The following is an 18,088-nucleotide window of genomic DNA, read 5'->3' as shown; positions in this document are numbered from 1 at the left end:
GCGCCCCTGGCGCCGTTTTCATGAGCAGACCAACCATCAAGCCTCGGGCGTTTGCTGCGCCAGCGCCACCGCGCGGAACATCGCGCGGCGCTTGTTGAGGGTTTCTTCCCACTCCAGCGCCGGCACAGAATCCGCAACAATCCCGCCGCCGGCCTGCACGTGCAGTTCGCCGTTTTTGATCACCGCGGTGCGGATGGCAATCGCGGTGTCCATGTTGCCGTTCCAGGCGAAGTAACCCACTGCGCCGCCATACACACCACGCTTGACCGGCTCCAGTTCGTCGATGATTTCCATCGCGCGAATCTTCGGCGCGCCCGACAATGTGCCCGCCGGCAAGATAGCCCGCAGCGCATCCATCGCTGTCAGGCCGTTTTTCAGCTGACCCGTGACGTTGGACACGATGTGCATGACGTTCGAATAACGCTCGATAACCATCTTCTCGGTGAGTTTCACCGAACCGACTTCCGAAACCCGCCCGGTGTCGTTGCGCCCCAAATCAATGAGCATCAGGTGCTCGGCGATCTCTTTGTCGTCAGACAGCAAGTCGACTTCCAACGCGTGATCTTCTTCCTCGGTGGCGCCACGGGGACGCGTCCCGGCAATCGGCCGTACGGTGATCAAGTTGTCTTCGACCCGCACCAGCACTTCGGGCGAACTGCCGACGACGTGGAAGTCGCCGAAGTTGAAGAAGTACATGTAGGGCGTCGGATTGAAACACCGCAGCGCGCGGTACAGGTCGATCGGCGCGGCCTTGAAGTCGATGGACATGCGCTGGGACGGCACGACCTGCATGCAGTCGCCCGCGAGGATGTATTCCTTGATGGTGTCGACGGCGTTTTCATAATCCGACTGGGTGAAGCTGGAACGGAACACCGGGTCCGCCGCCTGCGGACGGGTCAGGTCCAGACCACGACGGGGCGTGATCGGCTGGCGCAGTTTTTCCATCAACGCTTCGAGTCGCGCCAGGCCGCCTTCATAGGCCTCAGGCTGGGCCGGATCAACGAGGACGATCGCGTGCATCTTGCCAGCCAGGTTATCGAACACCACGACGGCATCGGACACCATCAGCAGAATATCCGGCACGCCCAGCGGGTCAGGATTTGGGCACTTGCCCAGACGCGGCTCTACATAACGCACGCAGTCGTAACCGAAGTAGCCCACCAGGCCGCCGTTGAAGCGCGGCAGACCGGCGATGGTCGGAACGTTGTAGCGGGCCTTGAAAGTCTCGACGAAGTCCAGCGGGTCTTCGACTTCGAGGCGCTCGATCTCGGCACCGTCGTGGGTCACGCGGACGGTGTGGTCATGCACGCGCATGACCGTACGGCACGGCAGCCCGATGATCGAATAACGCCCCCACTTCTCCCCGCCTTGTACGGACTCAAGCAGGTAGGAGTTTGGCTCGTCAGCGAGTTTCAGATAGATCGACAGCGGGGTGTCGAAATCGGCCAGGGTTTCGTAGGCAAGGGGAATGCGGTTGTAGCCTTCAGCGGCCAAACGCAGGAATTCTTCGCGGGTCATATCAGCCTCGTGGTGTGAGGGAAAACGGTCAGGGATGCAAACGCGCCGGGGCTCCGGCCAGATTCAAGTCAGGCGCGCCAACGCCAGCGGGCCAGGGCCTTGATGACTTTCATCCAGAGTTTGCGAGTGACCACCACGATGGATTCTCTAAAGGAGGGAGACTTGATGTCGGGCAACGTTATCTCAGCGCCCTGCGCTAAGCAACCGGCAGAACTGCCCGGAATCAGCCTGCGCAAATCGTCGATCACCAGTGCCGGTGACTCTTCAGCGATCGGGCGCCCGTGGTTGTAGCCATAACTCAATGCCACACAGGTGACACCCGCCGCTTTCGCCGCCAGCACGTCGTTGCGCGAGTCACCCACGAACAGTGATTGCGATCCCGGTACGCCGGCCATTTTCATGACAAAGAACAGCGCCGCCGGGTCGGGCTTCTGCTGCGGCAGCGTGTCGCCGCCCACGATCCAGCGAAAGAACCGGCCAAGCTTGAGGTCATCCAGCAAGGGCGCCACGAAGCGCTCCGGCTTGTTGGTGATCAGCGCCATCTCGACGCCCATCTTCTGCAGCCATTTCAGGGTTTCCCGCACGCCAGGGTAGACCTTGGTCAGCGCGTGACTGCCGCTGTAGGCCTCCATGAAAATCGCCAGCGCAGCCTCCGTGGACTCTTCATCCACGGCGGTGTGGTCCATGCCGTTCGCCAAGGCGCGGCGTACCAGCACCCGCACGCCGTTGCCAATCCAGTCACGCACCCGTTCGGTTCCTGCCGGCGGCCGGCCAAGCTGGATCAGGGTTTTATCCACAGCTGCCGCCAGATCCGGCACCGAGTCGATCAGTGTGCCGTCGAGGTCGAACATGATCAGCTTGGGCAGACGGCCCGGAAACAGCTGCTCGAAGCCGCTGGTCAACGGGCCAACGCCAGTTCTGCGTGCATCTTCGCAATGACTTCGCGGTAATCAGGCGCGTTGAAAATGGCCGAGCCTGCGACGAAGGTGTCGGCACCGGCTGCGGCGATCTCGCGAATGTTGTTGACGTTGACACCGCCGTCTATCTCCAGACGGATGTCGCGACCGGATGCGTCAATAAGCGCGCGGGCCTCGCGCAGCTTGTTGATCGTACCGGGAATAAATTTCTGACCGCCGAAGCCCGGGTTGACGCTCATGAGCAGGATCATGTCGACCTTGTCCATGACGTATTCGAGCAGGTTCAGCGGAGTCGCCGGGTTGAACACCAGACCCGCCTTGCAGCCACCTTCGCGAATCAGCTGCAGGGAACGGTCGATGTGCTGGGTCGCTTCCGGGTGGAAGGTGATGTAGGTGGCCCCGGCTTCGATGAAGTCGCCGATGATGCGATCCACCGGGCTGACCATCAGATGAACATCGATGGGCGCGGTGATGCCGTATTTGCGCAATGCCGCGCAGACCATCGGTCCTATTGTCAGGTTGGGGACGTAGTGGTTGTCCATGACGTCGAAGTGGACGATGTCGGCGCCAGCGGCCAGCACGTTGTCGACTTCCTCTCCCAGACGGGCGAAATCGGCGGACAGAATCGAAGGAGCAATAGCGAAGGGCTGCATGACGCACCTTTTATGAGCGAAATCACGGTGGCGCGCATTGTACTCCAAGAGTTTGAAACGTGCGTTGGGTCGCAAGCGAGTGAGTCAAGAGGCTTGATGCAGGCGGCGTGAACTGCACTAGGCCCAGTGCGACAGAAGTGCGCACCGGGCCCAGGCTTGATTCAGGATTCAGCGTCAACAGGTGACGACTGAAACCTTACACGGTCTCGACCAGCAGACGAGGACGTGAGCTCAGGGCGTAACGGGCCAGACCAAAGCTCAACGCGGCGCCGATGATCAGCATGAAGAACGTGCCCCATGCTGCTTTGGAGACTTGCTTGGCCGCGACGTCTGCCGCTTCGCGGGCCTGCTGCTCGGCCTGCGCCTTCAGCTCTGCGACTTTCGCGGCCGCTTGCTGATACGCCTGCGCATAGTTGTCGACGATCTGCTGCGCCTCCGCTTTGCTCTTGCCGGTGCGGGCCGCAACGATGTTGACCAGCGCGTCTTTGTCGGCGGCGTTCAAGGCCGGTTCGCCGGCTTTCTGAACGCGATCAAACCACTGCTTCAACTGATCGCCCGCCTGGGCTGGATCGGTAGACGCCTGTTCTGCTGTCTGCTTGGCATCGGCGCCAGCCACGTCAGCTTTCTGATCCAGCTTCGAAGGGTCGAGCTCTGGCTTGCCGGACTGCTTCAGGGTGGTGTCCAGCTGTGATTTCAGGCTGTCCCAATCCAGGCTGATGCCGTTCTTATCCAGCTGTTGCTTGATGCTCTGGCCCACACCCGGTGCGGCAGCGGCAACGCCGTCGGCCGCCAGGGAGATGCCCTTGCCGGCGATGTTGCCGGCAGTGCCGACGAGCGAGCCGGCCAGCGACGCGAGGAGCCAGGTGGTCAGCAACGTGCTGACCGTCCAGCTGAGCAAACCATGCAGACCACCACGGTCCGGCGCGGTACGGCCCGACACCCAGGCACCGGCGGCAATGGCCACCAGGGTACTGATGAACAACCAGGCGCCGGCGCCCTTGCCGAAACCGCTGAGTGGGTTGCCCTGGGCCATCGGATCAAGCGCGCCTGCGCCGATCGCCGTGCCAAGCACGCTGAGCACCAGGTAGGTCACCAACGTGATTGCCGCACCGGCAAACACCGATCCCCATGACACACGGAATGGCGAAGCGTTGCCCAGAGCGGCAGATGTTGCGTAGGTCGAAGCCATGAAAATTTCCTCCGGTGCAGGGGGTGCACATCACTCGTGCAACCGACGTGTCAGTGCAAATGCACCCCCTGCGTTGATATGGGCGGGCCTGCGAGGGCGGACTCACCGCGTCTTGTAAGACGTGAAACCAGTTTGATCAGCGCGTTGAGGGATGTGATGGCGCATTTGCACCGCTTCGTCTGGTGCATTCGCACCGACCCTCGCGGACACGGCTGCACTAAGCTTCAGCACTAAGGCTTTGCCAGCCGGTCGGATAGCGTGGAGCGCCCGGCTGACCGGAGCCCGACCGCATTGAGACGTCAGGAGAGCAAGCATGTCAGAGGCCATCCTCGCCAGAGAAACCAACCGCCGCCAGTTGCAGCAGATCATCTCGGGTCTGTCGGACGGGGTGATGCTGGTGGAGGTCGATCAAACCATCATCTGGGCCAACGAAGCGGCGCTGCTGATGCATGGCGTCGAAGAGATCAGCGACCTGGGCGCCAACGGCGAGGCCTATCGCGAGAAGTTCTCCCTGCGCTATCGCAACAACCATCCTTTGGACGTCGATCAATATCCGATCAGCCGCGTGGCGGCAGGTGAGGTGTTCAGCGACGTGCTCATCGAGGTCAGCAAGATCGGTGAAGGTGAAGAAGACGAGCGCAGCTGGGTGCATCGCGTGCGCAGCATGGTGCTCGAAGACAGCACCGGCACGCCCGAATCGCTGGTGCTGATCCTCGCCGACGCGACGGAGTGGGCCGGTGCCGAGCAGCGCTTCGAAAAGACCTTCAACGCCAACCCCGCCCCTGCGGTGATCTGCCGCCTGAGCGATCTGCGCTTCATCAAGGTCAATCAGGGCTTTCTGGAGATGACCGGGCATTCGAGAGAGAGCGTGATTGGCCGCTCGGTGTACGAAGTGGACGTGCTGGAAAACGCCGAACGCAAGGACCTCGCCATCGAGCGTCTGAATCAAGGCGCGACCATCCCGCAGATGCAGGCAGAGCTGAAGCTGCCGGAGGGCGGTACCAAATTGGTCATCGTCGCCGGGCAGCCGCTGGACATGAACGAAGAGGACTGCATGCTGTTTTCGTTCACCGACCTTGAGCCCAGACGCAAAGCCGAAACCGCTCTGCGCCAGAGCGAGGAGCGGTTTGCCAAGGCGTTCAAGCTGACACCGGTTCCCACGCTGGTGTGTACGGCGGATCGACAACAGATCGTCGAAGCCAACGAAGCGTTTGTCAGCACCCTGGGTTACACCCCGCAGGAGCTGATCGGCCGGACCGTCGCCGAGCTGGGTTTCATCGAAGACGGCGCTGTGATGGACGGGCTGTTCAACGTCCTGGAAACCACCGGCCGCGTCGACGGGCTCGACCTGAAAGTCCGCAAGAAAGGCAGCGAGTCGCTGGACTGCGTACTGGCCGCTGACACCGTGACGATTCAGGACAACGCTTGCTACCTCTTCGTACTGATGGACATTACCGAGCGCAAGCGATCCGAGCTTGAGCTGGTCGAGGCCATCGAAACGGTGATGCAGGACGCTTCGTGGTTCAGCCAGACGCTGATCGAAAAGCTGGCCAATGCCAAGCGGGTCAACAGTCGACAGATGCCCAGCGCTTCATTCACCGACCTGACCGCTCGCGAGCGAGATGTGCTGAGTTTGATCTGTGAGGGGCTGGCGGACAAAGAGATCGCTGCACGGTTGAACCTGGCGCTCAACACCATTCGCAACCACGTCGCGACGGTGTATTCAAAGCTGGACGTGCACAGCCGGGCGGAAGCCATCGTCTGGGCGAGGGAGCGAAACCTGTTCGCCAATCAGGGCAAAGGCAAACGCTGAGTGATGCAAATGCGCCAGTGCGTCTGGTGCATAGTCACCTTCAGGGGGTGCTGTCCGGAACCTACGCTATGGGTGTGGCTGACGCAGTTGGGTCAGCGAGATATGCATCATGGATACTCATTTCCCGGAGCCAAGATATGAAAAGCGAACAAGTGAAAGGCGTACTGGAACAGGCAGCTGGCAAGGCCCAAGACGTCTTCGGCAACCTGACCGGTGACGAGCGCACGCAAATGGAAGGCAAGGCACGTCAGGCGGCGGGTGAATTGCAGGAGCGTTACGGCGATCTGCTGGACGAAGTCGCAACCTTCACCCAGCAACGCCCGCGCACTACGTTAATGGTGCTCGCCGGCCTGACGCTGACCGTGGGCTGGTTGCTGGCCCGTCGTCGCAGTTGAGGTTCGTGGCTTGGCCAGCATGATCACTGGCCAGCCTGATCAATACGCCGCGCGGTAGATTTTCTCGATGTCGGCGGCGGTCAGCTTCCGTGGATTGTTGCGCATCAGGCGATCGATCTTGCTGGCCTCCTCGGCCATCGCGGGAATGGCGTCTTCGGGCACATTGAAGCTGCGCAGGCCAGATGGAATCTCCACCGCTGCGCACAAGTCGGCCATGGCTTTCACGGCGAGGTCGGCGGCGTCCTTGTCGCTCAGGTGCGCAACGCGGACGCCCATCGCGTCGGCAATGTCGCGCATCCGTTCGACGCAGGCCAGCTTGTTCCACTCCATCACATACGGCAGCAACAGCGCATTGCTGACGCCGTGGGCAATGTTGAAACGCCCTCCCAGCGGATACGCCAACGCATGTACCGCGCCAACCCCGGCATTGCCGAACGCCATGCCGGCCATGAGGCTGGCGGTGGCCATGTCTTCTCGCGCCTGCAAATTCGAAGGATTGGCGTAGGCCTTGGGCAGCGCCTTGACGATCAGTTTGATGGCGCCCAATGCGATGGCGTCGGTGATCGGCGAGGCATTGACTGAAAGGTAGGACTCGATGGCATGCACTAGCGCATCGACTCCGCTGGCTGCCGTGACACTGCGCGGACAGGTCAGTGTCATCAACGGGCTGACCAGCGCGACGTCGGGCAACAGGTAATCGCTGACGATGCCTTTTTTCAGCTGGGCCTCCTTGTCCGAGAAGATCGCGACGTTGGTGACTTCCGAACCGGTGCCGGCGGTGGTCGGGATGGCAATCAGCGGCGGGCCTTTGCGCTTGACCAGATCAACGCCGAACAACTCGGCCAGCGGCCCTTCGTGGCTGGCGAACGCAGCGACGCCTTTTGCAATGTCGATGGCGCTGCCGCCGCCTACACCGATCAGGCCGTCGTGACCGCCCTCCCGGTAGGCACGGGTGCAGTGCTCGACGATGGAGATTTCCGGCTCGGGTTTGACCTGATCAAACAGGCCATACCGACGGCCGCCCAATTGCGCCAGTGCGAGGTCGACCGTGCCGGATTTAACCAATATCGCGTCGGTGACGATCAGCGGGTTTTGGACGTTGAGCCGGGTCAGCTCGGCCGACAACTGCTCAATCGCGGCGGGGCCGGTGATCAGTTTGTTGGCGATTTTGAAAGCAGAAACACTCATCGGGCTCGTCCTTTACGTTGTTGTTGGAGACGTGGCTCTTTTACAAGGCAGGGTCAGCGTGCGTTGAGTGAAACATAGACCGGATCGCGGGATACGTCAGTTTTGTGGTGTGGGAAGCGCCCTCGGTGTGCGCTATTAATGTTGCGGCGTTGCACCTGACGCCTTCCCGGCTGAAGCCGGTCCCACAAAGAGCCTGCGGCGTGTCAGCAAGATCCACTGGATGAATGCAGTACAGGTGTAGGACCGGCTTCAGCCGGGAAGAAGCCCTAGAGTGCGCTGTCAATCTGCGGCGTAGCACTTGACGCTTTCCCGGCTAAAGCCGGTCCTACCATTCGCGTTACAGCCAGTGCCTCAGTGGGTTTTGATCACTCCACCGCCGTGCGCAATTTCTCGCTGCGGCCGCGCAGCCATTCCAGCACCAGCAAGAGCACCACCGAGAAGCCGATGAGCAAGGTGGCGGCGGCGGCAATCGTCGGGCTGAGGTTTTCGCGGATGCCGCTGAACATCTGCCGCGGCAAGGTTGCCTGGCCTGGACCGGCGAGGAACAGCGTCACCACTACTTCATCGAACGAGGTCGCGAAGGCAAACAGCGCTCCGGAGATCACGCCCGGCGCAATCAGCGGCAGGGTCACACGCCGAAAGGCGGTGGTGGGAGAAGCACCCAGGCTGGCCGCTGCACGCACCAGGTTGTAGTTGAAACCCTGCAAGGTGGCCGACACGGTGATGATCACGAACGGCACACCCAACACGGCGTGGACCAGGATCAGCGAGATGTAACTGTTGCCCAGACCCAGTGGCGCGAAAAACAGGTAGCTCGCCACCCCGACAATCACCACTGGCACCACCATCGGTGAAATCACCAGCGCCATCACCAGTGCCTTGCCGGGAAAGTTGCTGCGGGTCAGACCGATGGCCGCCAACGTCCCGAACCCCATCGCCAGCACCGTGGCAGCTGGCGCGACGATCAGGCTGTTCTTCAGCGCGCGCATCCACTCCGCCGAACCGAAAAAGTCCTGATACCAGTGCAGCGAAAAGCCCTGCAGCGGGTAGACCAGAAAGCTGCCGGAGTTGAACGACAGCGGCACGATCACCAATACCGGCAGCACCAGAAACAACAGAATCAACCCGCACAGCGTGCGCAGCGTGTAATGCCAGACCCGCTCGATGGGCGAGGAATAAGGGCTCAACATGGTCGTTCTCCTCAGCTCAGACGCAGGCGGCTGGCGCCGACCAGCCAGTTATAGATCAGGTACAGCACGACGGTCGCCAGCAGCAGCAACCCGCCCAGCGCCGTCGCCATGCCCCAGTTGATGCTGGTGTTGGTGTAGAACGCCACGAAATAACTGACCATCTGATCGTTCGGGCTGCCGAGCAGCGCCGGGGTGATGTAGTAACCGATGGCAAGGATGAACACCAACAGACAGCCCGCGCCCACACCGGCGTAGGTCTGTGGGAAGTACACGCGCCAGAAGCTCGCAAACGGGTTGCAACCCAGAGAGATCGCGGCGCGCATGTAGGTCGGCGAGATGCCTTTCATCACGCTGTAGATGGGCAGAATCATGAACGGCAGCATGATGTGTACCATCGAGATGTAGACGCCGACCCGGTTGAACACCAGCTCCAGCGGCTTATCGATAATGCCCATGGCCATCAGCGCGCCATTGATCAGGCCGCTTGATTGCAGCAACACGATCCACGCAGCGACGCGCACCAGGATCGACGTCCAGAAGGGCAACAGGACCAGAATCATCAGTAAATTGCTCTGCCGTGCAGGCAGGTTGGCCAACAGGTACGCCAGCGGATAGGCCAGCAACAGACAGATCACGGTGATCACCAGGCCCATCCAGAAGGTGCGGGCGAAGATGTCGAGGTAAATCGCCTGATCGGGCGTCGCCGGCGCCACTTCACCGAGGTCATCGATGCGGTGGTCGACAGCGGCCAGTAAATAATAGGGGTGAAGCTTGAGGTGTTGCGGCGGATCGCCTGCCAGTACGCGGGGTCGCCCCAGCGTTCATCAATGGCTTCCAGCGCTTCTTTATAAGAAGCCGGCTCTTCCTTGAATGGCATGGCGCGGGCGGTTTTTGCCAACAGACTGCGGTAGCCCGCCAACTCCTGGTTCAAGCGTTTGGACAGATCGCCCAGCGTCTGATTCTTGCGCGCTTCGGCCAGGTCCTGGCTCGCGGCTTTGTACACCGCTTCCGGCGGCAGCCCCTTGCCGTCCCATTTCGCCACTTCCACCACAGTGAGCGGCATGCCACCCACCACTTCCGGGTTACTGACGCTTTTGTAGAGCAACGCCGCAATCGGCACGAGAAACACCAGCAGCAGAAAGATCACCAATGGCGCGATCAACGCCTGAGCCTTCCAGCGATTGACGCGCTCGGCACGGGCCAGGCGTTGCTTCAGGGTCGGGCTGGCACCTTCAGTCAGGGGCACGGCGGTGGCCATAGTGAACTCCGAAATCTTTTAACAAAGAGCGCGTCCCCTGCCCTGCTTTCAGACAGTTCAGACGACGCACCCGGATCTAACTCACAACCCATCGCTAAATGGGCAGCGCTTTTACTTGGCAGCCCAAGAGTTGAACCGCTGTTCCAGCGACTCACCGAAGTCGGCCCAGAACTTCACGTCGATCTGCACTTGGTCCTTGATGTTCTCAGGGGTGGTCGGCATGTTTTTCAAGGTCTCCGCGCTCAGCAACGGGACGGCGCCCGTGTTGGCCGGACCGTAAGCGATGTTTTCGGAGTAGATTTTTTGTTGCTCTGGCTTGAGTGAATAAGCGATGAATTTCTTCGCCTCTTCTGCGTTTTTCGCGCCCTTCGGAATGGCCCACGCGTCGAAGTCATACACGCCGCCGGTCCAGACCACTTTCAGGTTGCTCTCTTTCTGCACGGCAGCGATACGACCGTTGTAGGCCGAGCTCATCACGACGTCGCCCGATTGCAGGTACTGCGGCGGCTGTGCGCCCGCTTCCCACCACTGAATGCTTGGCTTGAGCTTGTCGAGCATTTTGAAGGCGCGGTCCTGGCCTTCCTTGGTCCCCAGCACTTTATAAACGTCTTTCGGCGCAACACCGTCAGCCATCAAGGCGAATTCCAGGGTGTATTTGGCGCCCTTGCGCAGGCCACGCTTGCCCGGGAATTTCTCGGTGTCCCAGAAATCAGCCCAGCCGGTCGGTGCGGATTTCAGCTTGTCGGCGTTATAGGCCAGCACGGTCGACCAGACGAAAAAGCCCACGCCGCATTCAGAGATTGCGCCTTTGACGTAGTTGTCTTTGTTGCCGAGATCGACCGATGCCAGCGACTCGAACATGTCTTCGTCACAGCCACGGGACAGCTCGGGCGATTCCACTTCCACCAGATCCCACGTCACGCTCTTGGTATCGACCATGGCTTTGACCTTGGCCATTTCACCGTTGTATTCGCCAGCGATGATCTTGCCGTTGCCGGCTTTTTCCCACGGCGCGTAGAAGGCCTTTTCCTGGGCCGCCTTGTTCGCGCCACCGAAGGAAATGACCGTCAGGTCCGCTGCCATGGTTTGCGCGGCGCACATCATGCCGACCGATAAGGCGGTGAGCTTCAATGTCTTGAGCATCAGTTTTTCTCTCCACGAACAATGTTGGTTAAGCGATGGGGCGATTTGGCTCGCCTCTGGTTTCTTCGGTTGACGCGTAATACGGGCGTATCAATGCGCATCCAGCAACGGGTCCAGCGCGCGCGCGTGCTCGACCTGCCATCCAATGGGCACAACATCGCCAACGCTCAGGGCCGGATCCAGCTCGGCGATGGGCTGCTTGACGAAGAAATCGGTTTTGCCGGCGACTTCCAGGCGCACTCGCACGTGGTCGCCCAGGTAGATGAATTCGGCAACACGGCCAGAGAAACGGTTGACGCAACTTTCGCTGCGGCCGTTGAGGTTTACGCGCTCGGGACGAATCGACAGGGTGACCGGACTCCCCGTGGCGCCGACGTTAATCGCCAGCGCTTCGACTTTTTCGCCGCGCGCCAGGCCCACCACACAACGGTCGCCGCTCTGGCTGAGCAACGTGCCGCTGATGCGGTTGTTCTCGCCGATGAAGTTGGCGACAAAGGTATTTTTCGGTTCTTCATAAAGGGTGCGCGGTGGGGCGATCTGCTGAATCTCGCCCTGATGGAACACCGCGACGCGGTCGGACATGGTCAGCGCTTCGCCCTGATCGTGGGTGACGTAGACGACGGTCACGCCCAGACGCTGATGCAGGTGCTTGATTTCCATCTGCATGTGTTCGCGCAGTTGTTTGTCGAGCGCACCGAGGGGTTCGTCCATCAGCACCAGCTGCGGCTCGAACACCAGCGCCCGGGCCAGCGCGACACGCTGTTGCTGACCACCCGACAGCTGCGCGGGGTAACGATGGGCGAAGGTCCCGAGCTGCACCATGTCGAGGGCGCGTTTGACCTTCTCAGCGACGTCGGTCTTGCTCATGCCGCGCACCGACAGCGGAAACGCAAGGTTCTCGGCGACGGTCATGTGCGGGAACAGCGCGTAGTTCTGGAACACCATGCCGATGTCGCGCTTGTGCGGCGGCACGTTGTTGATCGAACGGCCCGCCAGCAGGATCTCGCCAGCAGTAGGCGTCTCGAAACCGGCGAGCATCATCAGGCTAGTGGTTTTGCCGGAGCCGGACGGCCCGAGCAGGGTGAGGAATTCGCCTTTGCAGATATCCAGGTTGAGGTCTTTGACGATCAGGGCTTCGCCGTCGTAGCTCTTTTGCACACCGCGAAAGCTGACCAGAACATCACTTGCCCCAGCGCTTGAATCGACGTTGCTCATTGCCCACACCTTTGTTTGATCCACCGTGGGGATCAAGCCTAGATGAGCCTGAAGGCCGCGCAAATCGGGGCGTGAGAGAGAATGACCTAGGTGTGATGGAAGGTTTCGGGTAGGGATTGCCCTACAGGGATGGCGGGGATAGGTATGTCGCCCGGAAGTTATTTATGACCTGGTCTGGCGTCTTCGCGAGCAAGCTCACTCCTACAGGGGATCGCAATAACCTGTAGGAGTGAGCTTGCTCGCGATAGCGTTTTACGAAGCACCACAGGAAGTCGTTTTTAGACACGCAATCAAACCAACTTGTGCTCCATCGCATACTTCACCAGCTCGGCCAGCGAATTGATTTTCAGCTTCTGCATCAGGCGCGCCTTGTGGGTGCTGATGGTTTTGCTGCTTAAAGCCAGTTGCTGGGCAATGTCGTTGACGTTGGCGCCCTGGGCCAGGCGCTCGAACACTGAAAACTCGCGTTCGGACAACAACGAGTGCAAAGGCCGGCTATCCGTCAGCCCGACCTCAAACACCATCCGATCGGCCAAGTCCGGATCGATGTAACGCCCACCCGCAGCCACGCGCCGGATCGCTGTCAGCAGCAACGCAGGATCGCTGTCCTTTGTGGCATACCCAGCGGCGCCGACCTTCAAGGCCCGCGCGGCCATTTGCGCTTCATCGTGCATCGACAGCACGAGAATCGCAGGCGGATTGTTCAACGCGCGAATTCTCGGGATCGCCTCCAGGCCGTTGACGCCCGGCATGGAAATATCCAGCAGCACGACCTCGCACGGGATGTGGCGCAAAGCCTCCAGCAACTGCTCGCCATTGCTGGCCTCCCCGACCACTTGCAGATCTTTCGCCAGGCCGATCAGCTGTTTGATGCCCTCGCGGACAATCGTGTGGTCTTCGGCAACCAATACGCGAATCAATGCACGTGCTCCTCAGCGACCGGGTCCAGCGGAATGTGGATGCGCAAGGTTGTGCCTTCACCGGGCAAGGTGTCCAGATGCAATTGCCCACCCATGATCAGCACCCGCTCGCGCATGCCCACCAGCCCGAACGACGCAGGACGTTCGGCGCGCTGATCGAAACCCTTGCCGTCATCGGCGATGCGCATGCACAGGACGCCGTCGCTCAGCGTCAGGCTCAGCTCGACCGTATGCGCTTCGGCGTGACGCATGACGTTGGTCAGCGACTCCTGAAGAATGCGAAACAGCCCGATGGCCGTTGCGTCCGGCAGGCTAGGCAGATTGTCCGGCACCTGCACCAGGCAGGGGATCTGGGTGCGCGCTTCAAAGCGTCGGGCCTGCCACTCGATGGCCGAGGCAATGCCTGCATCGAGAATCGGTGGTCGCAGCGCGGTCGCCACGTCCCTCACCAACTGGAACAACTGGGCAATCAGGCGCTTCATGCTGTTCAAGCGATCCCGCAGGCCAGGGTCGAGATCGGCGTAGGCCAGTTCACACATGGACGTTTCGAGCTTGAGCACGGTCAGCATCTGACCCAGCTCGTCGTGGACTTCCCGGGCGATTCGGGCCTTTTCTTCTTCGCGCACGGTTTCCAGGTGCGCCGAAAGCTCGCGCAACTGCTCGGCGAGCACCTGCAAGCGCGCTTCACTTTCTTGCAGCGCAGCGAGGGACCGACGCCGTTCGGTCACGTCGGTGATGAACACCACCAAGTACTCGGAATCGCGAAAGCGCAGGAAACTCAGCGACACATCGGCAGGCAGGATGCTGCCATCGGCGCGCACGCAATTGCTTTCGTAGTTCTGCGGCCCTTCCTCGGTGGAGCGCGCGGTTTTCCACAGATTGAGCCAGCGATCCATGTTCAGCCCCGGCTCGAAATCAATCAGCGGCCGGTCCACCACTCCACCCGGCGCATAACCCAGCATGGCCTCGGCAGCCTGATTGGCGTAGCGCACATGGCTGTCCCAATTGACCCAGAGAATGCCGACGGTGCTCTGATCGATGGAGAACTGCGCCAGCCGCAATGCCTCTTCGCCGGCCAGGCGCCTGGCGATGTCATCCCGGGCGGCGAGTAATTGTTTCTCCAGTTGCTGCTGTTGTTTGCGCTGCCAGTAAACGATCGCGCCGCTGGCCATGAGCAGGACCGACAGCAGTAGCGCGATGTTCTTCCACAGCCCCGGCGACTCAGTGATCTGCGGGTATTTGGGCTGCAGCCACTGCGTATGCAACTGTTCGAGATCCCGGGCCGGAATGGCGCTCAATGCCTGGCTGATGATCTCGGCGAGCTGCGGCGTGTCACGTCGGGAAGCCACGCGCAGCAACTGCGGGAAGCCAATGTCGCCAACTACGGCGAGCCCCGCAAACTCGGCTTCGCGGGACAGACGGCTGAGCTGCGCTTCATCGATCACGGCGAATCGCGCCTGCTGACTGAGCAAGAGCTGCAGCGCCTGACGCTCCAGCGGCACGCCTTGCAGATTGAGGTGGGTGTAGTTGCTGCGCAGGTAGTCAGCGGTGGCGCTGGGCATGCGTACGGCGACGCGCGCCTGGCTGTCGAGCTTTTCCAGATCCACCGCACCGGTGCCATCACGCTCGCCGACGATCAGTTGCGGCACGCGCATGTACGGATCGGAATACAGCCACAGGCGCAAGCCGGCGGGCGTCTGGGTCAGGCCGGGCGCAAAGTCGATCTGGCCGTCGACAAGGGCTTTTTCGAGCTCGGCCTGATCGGCATAGCTGCGCCACAGCAGCTCCACCTGAAGGGTCTTTGCCATGAGATTGATAAGGTCGACGTTCGCGCCCGACAACTGCTGCGCACGACGATCAAGCTGGGCGTAAGGCGTTTGAAGGACCAGCCCTACGCGCAATTGCCCGCGCTGGGTCAGCCAGTCCTGCTGTTCGCGACTCAAGGGGTCGGCCTGCGTGGGCGAGGCGGCGGCATGGTGCGACATCGGCAGCAGGATCAGCATCAGGCCGATCAAGAGCGCGCCGGTATCGCCGATAACCCGAAGGCACCGCGCGTGGATTCTCAAACTGTCGTCTCCATTTCCATGAATACCGTGCCGATCGTTTGGTGTGTCTGGCGCTCGCTGTGGAGCTGATTGCCTGGCCTGACAAACCGCCGTCAACCCATTAGTCTGCTGGAATTGTTTCCGGCCTTTGGAATACTCGATGTCCTACACCCTTCGCGCACTATTTCCTGCGCTGTGCCTGACGCTGATACTACCTTGCTCGCCGCTCGCGGTGGCTGCGGACCCGACGCCGGATAAAGACGCCAAGCCTGCTGAAGCGCCGGTCGAGCGGGCCGCACTGCCGTCGCGCACTGAAGAAGACACCCTGGCGCTGGAGCGTCAGGTGCCGCAAGTCGAGCAACAACAGTTGCAGGCGGGCGACGAGGCCTTTCTGGCCCTGTGGAAACCGGCGAACGTCGACGAGCCCAAAGGCGCGGTGATCATCGTGCCAGGCGCCGATGAATCAGCAGACTGGCCGACGGCGGTGGCACCGTTGCGACGCAAGTTGCCGGACGTCGGTTGGTCCAGCCTCAGTTTGAGCATGCCGGACGCTCACAATGACGGTATTTTCGCCCGCGCGGTGGATGCACCAGCGGCGGCGGGTGACGGCGATAAAGCAAAGGACGCAGCGGCAAAAGCCCCCGACCCTGCGGCCACCGCTGAAGCGGACGCTGCAGCGGCTGCCGAACAGGCCGCCGCCCAGGCCGAGATCGCCAAGGCAAACGCCGAGAAAATCTTCGCCAGGATCGACAGCGCTGTGGCGTTTGCCCAGCAGAACAAGGCCCGCAGCATCGTCCTCCTCGGCCACGGCAAAGGCGCTTATTGGGCGGCGCGTTACATGAGCGAGAGGCCATCGCCGGCTGTTCAACGGCTGGTAATGGTCACGGCCGTAGACACCGGCAAGGAAACGCCATCGCTGATGGAGATGCTGCCGACACTGAAAGTCCCGACGGCCGACTTCGTCAACAAGGATCGTCCGGTGCCACGTCAGCAGGCACAAGACCGTCTTGACGCGAGCAAGCGAAGCAAAAACGCGCGGTTCACCCAAGTCGCACTGAGCGCCATTCCCGGCAACCCGGCGATGGAGCAGGACCAACTGTTTCGTCGGGTTCGGGGATGGTTGGAAGGGGATGCAGCGAAGTAACCCTGATCGCCTGCGATGCTGCCTGCGCTCAGGGCAGCATCAACGAAACAAAAGCGTCAGCGAAACCCGCGTCGATCGCGAATCACCGCGTAGGCATGATGCAGCTCGCGGGTTTTCTCGGTGGCATCACGAACCTGGATCTGGTTAGCGCCACTGCCGGCGATCTTGTCCGGGTGATGACGACTCAGCAAGCGACGATAGGCCCGCTTGATCTGCGCCGGCTCGGCATCGGCTTTCACACCCAGCAAACGGAGCGCGTCCTGAAACTCGCCGCCACTGCTGGCGGGCGCGCCCCGCGACCGTTGCTCGTCTTCGGTCGATGACAAGCCTTCGACCTTGTCCGCCGTCCAGCCCAGCCATTTGCCCCACAGCACAATCAGTTCACGCTCGGTGCGCGACGCCCTGCCATCCGCCCACGCCATGCGCCAACAGGCACGCAACAGACCTTCTGCGGCGTGGGGCTGTGTTTTAAGGCGCGTGAGGTGGACACGCAAATTGTCGCGCCCGTCCTTACCCCGATTAAACGCCTGAATCGCCCGTCGTTGCGCCGCCTCGCCGAGGTCCAGCCGGCGCATCTCAACGCGCGCCTGCTGAATGTGCCCGTCGACCACCCGACCGTCGCTCTTCGCCAGACGCCCCAGCATGATGAAAATAAGCTCGTCATCCTGCGGCACGCTGCGGCCATTGGCACGCTCGCGCATCTCCGCCCAGCTGCGGAAATGCAGTCGCCGATCAAGCGCCTGCCCAAGAAGTGCGCCGAGCATGGCGCCGGGAATGCTGGCAATCAGATAGCCGACGCCGCCGCCGACCACCGTGAATGGCCACAGCATTTAGGATTTCACCGCAAGGATCTGCTCGACTTCGGCCAGACGCTCATGGGTACCGACATCCACCCAGCGGCCGCCGAAACGTTCGCCTGTCACCAGGCCTTTCGCCATGGCGTCGCGCAACAGGGGCGCCAGCTTGAACGCGCCTTCGGTGCAGCCCGCGAAGAGTTGCGGATGCAGCACCGCAATGCCGCTGTAGGTCAGGCGCGGCTGAGCTGCGTCGTCATGCACATGCCCGTCGATCAGCGCGAAATCCCCGTCAGGGTGATGCGGCGGGTTGTCCACCAGCACCAGATGCGCAAGCCCCTTGAGCGGTTTCATCAATGAGCTGAAATCGAAGTCGACCCAGATATCACCGTTGACGACCAGAAAAGGCTCGTCGCCCAGCAGCGGCAGCGCACGGAAGATCCCGCCACCCGTCTCCAGGGGTTCGCCTTCAGGGGAGTAGCGGATTTTCAGGCCCCACTGACGACCGTCGCCCAGATAATCTTCGATCTGCTGGCCCAACCACGCATGGTTGATCACAACGTCTTCAATGCCAGCCGATTTGATCGCGCGCAGGTGATATTCAATCAGTGGAACGCCGCCGGCACGCACCAGCGGTTTGGGCGTGTGCAGGGTCAACGGGCGCAGGCGCTCGCCTTTACCCGCCGCCAGAATCATCGCTTTCATG

The 18,088-nt window shown here is 61.3% G+C and carries 15 protein-coding genes and 1 pseudogene; 3 read left to right on the top strand and 13 right to left on the bottom strand.

Annotated features, from left to right (window positions below; all coding sequences use genetic code 11):
• Positions 1–36: 36 nt before the first annotated feature.
• The 4 genes from trpE to JN403_RS06980 all read right to left on the bottom strand — a co-directional run bounded on the left by trpE (position 37) and on the right by JN403_RS06980 (position 4,277).
• Positions 37–1,518 carry an anthranilate synthase component I gene (gene trpE / locus JN403_RS06995; protein ID WP_205486484.1) on the bottom strand — a complete coding sequence of 494 codons (1,482 nt, stop codon included), beginning with the start codon at positions 1,516–1,518 and terminating at the stop codon, positions 37–39.
• Between the two features lie 68 nt (positions 1,519–1,586).
• The gene (locus JN403_RS06990; protein ID WP_205487247.1) at positions 1,587–2,369 is read right to left on the bottom strand and encodes a phosphoglycolate phosphatase; all 783 of its coding nucleotides are present in this window, start codon (positions 2,367–2,369) and stop codon (positions 1,587–1,589) included.
• A gap of 47 nt (positions 2,370–2,416) precedes the next feature.
• The gene (rpe, locus tag JN403_RS06985) at positions 2,417–3,088 is read right to left on the bottom strand and encodes a ribulose-phosphate 3-epimerase (RefSeq protein WP_074887036.1); all 672 of its coding nucleotides are present in this window, start codon (positions 3,086–3,088) and stop codon (positions 2,417–2,419) included.
• A 196-nt stretch (positions 3,089–3,284) separates the two neighbouring features.
• Positions 3,285–4,277 (bottom strand): hypothetical protein, encoded by a 993-nt coding sequence (locus JN403_RS06980; RefSeq protein WP_205486482.1) that lies wholly within the window; start codon positions 4,275–4,277, stop codon positions 3,285–3,287.
• Positions 4,278–4,590: 313 nt separating this feature from the next.
• Between JN403_RS06980 and JN403_RS06975 the strand changes: the two genes are divergently transcribed.
• On the top strand, positions 4,591–6,090 hold the full coding sequence (locus JN403_RS06975) for a helix-turn-helix transcriptional regulator (RefSeq protein WP_122624534.1): 1,500 nt from the start codon (positions 4,591–4,593) through the stop codon (positions 6,088–6,090).
• A gap of 137 nt (positions 6,091–6,227) precedes the next feature.
• Positions 6,228–6,485, top strand: coding sequence for a CsbD family protein (locus tag JN403_RS06970; protein WP_122624533.1), 258 nt, complete (start codon positions 6,228–6,230; stop codon positions 6,483–6,485).
• Positions 6,486–6,524: 39 nt separating this feature from the next.
• Here the strand turns inward: JN403_RS06970 and JN403_RS06965 are convergent, their stop codons facing one another.
• From JN403_RS06965 to JN403_RS06935, 7 genes and pseudogenes are all read right to left on the bottom strand, one after another.
• Positions 6,525–7,673, bottom strand: a complete 1,149-nt coding sequence (locus JN403_RS06965; RefSeq protein ID WP_205486480.1) for an iron-containing alcohol dehydrogenase — start codon at positions 7,671–7,673, stop codon at positions 6,525–6,527.
• Positions 7,674–8,038: 365 nt separating this feature from the next.
• On the bottom strand, positions 8,039–8,863 hold the full coding sequence (locus JN403_RS06960; RefSeq protein ID WP_065991348.1) for an ABC transporter permease: 825 nt from the start codon (positions 8,861–8,863) through the stop codon (positions 8,039–8,041).
• An 11-nt stretch (positions 8,864–8,874) separates the two neighbouring features.
• A pseudogene (locus tag JN403_RS06955) lies at positions 8,875–10,121 on the bottom strand (ABC transporter permease).
• Positions 10,122–10,232: 111 nt separating this feature from the next.
• Positions 10,233–11,264, bottom strand: coding sequence for an ABC transporter substrate-binding protein (locus JN403_RS06950; protein WP_122536574.1), 1,032 nt, complete (start codon positions 11,262–11,264; stop codon positions 10,233–10,235).
• Positions 11,265–11,354: 90 nt separating this feature from the next.
• The gene (locus JN403_RS06945) at positions 11,355–12,479 is read right to left on the bottom strand and encodes an ABC transporter ATP-binding protein (protein ID WP_065991345.1); all 1,125 of its coding nucleotides are present in this window, start codon (positions 12,477–12,479) and stop codon (positions 11,355–11,357) included.
• A gap of 290 nt (positions 12,480–12,769) precedes the next feature.
• Positions 12,770–13,399 (bottom strand): response regulator transcription factor, encoded by a 630-nt coding sequence (locus JN403_RS06940; RefSeq protein WP_122536572.1) that lies wholly within the window; start codon positions 13,397–13,399, stop codon positions 12,770–12,772.
• Positions 13,396–15,402: a transporter substrate-binding domain-containing protein gene (locus JN403_RS06935; RefSeq protein ID WP_205487246.1), complete on the bottom strand. Its 2,007-nt coding sequence runs from the start codon at positions 15,400–15,402 to the stop codon at positions 13,396–13,398. The genes JN403_RS06940 and JN403_RS06935 overlap by 4 nt, the downstream gene beginning before the upstream one ends.
• 202 nt (positions 15,403–15,604) lie before the next feature.
• Between JN403_RS06935 and JN403_RS06930 the strand changes: the two genes are divergently transcribed.
• Positions 15,605–16,588 carry an alpha/beta hydrolase family protein gene (locus JN403_RS06930; protein WP_205486478.1) on the top strand — a complete coding sequence of 328 codons (984 nt, stop codon included), beginning with the start codon at positions 15,605–15,607 and terminating at the stop codon, positions 16,586–16,588.
• Positions 16,589–16,644: 56 nt separating this feature from the next.
• Here JN403_RS06930 and JN403_RS06925 read toward each other — a convergent pair whose 3' ends face one another.
• A complete protein-coding gene (locus JN403_RS06925) occupies positions 16,645–17,418 on the bottom strand; it encodes a DnaJ domain-containing protein (protein WP_122624528.1) in 774 nt (257 codons plus the stop codon).
• The gene (murU, locus tag JN403_RS06920) at positions 17,419–18,087 is read right to left on the bottom strand and encodes an N-acetylmuramate alpha-1-phosphate uridylyltransferase MurU (protein WP_205486476.1); all 669 of its coding nucleotides are present in this window, start codon (positions 18,085–18,087) and stop codon (positions 17,419–17,421) included.
• Between the last annotated feature and the right edge of the window lies 1 nt (position 18,088).

Source organism: Pseudomonas sp. 15A4 (assembly GCF_016925575.1).
Classification (GTDB): Bacteria; Pseudomonadota; Gammaproteobacteria; order Pseudomonadales; family Pseudomonadaceae; genus Aquipseudomonas.
This window is presented reverse-complemented; position numbering and strand designations above follow the sequence as displayed.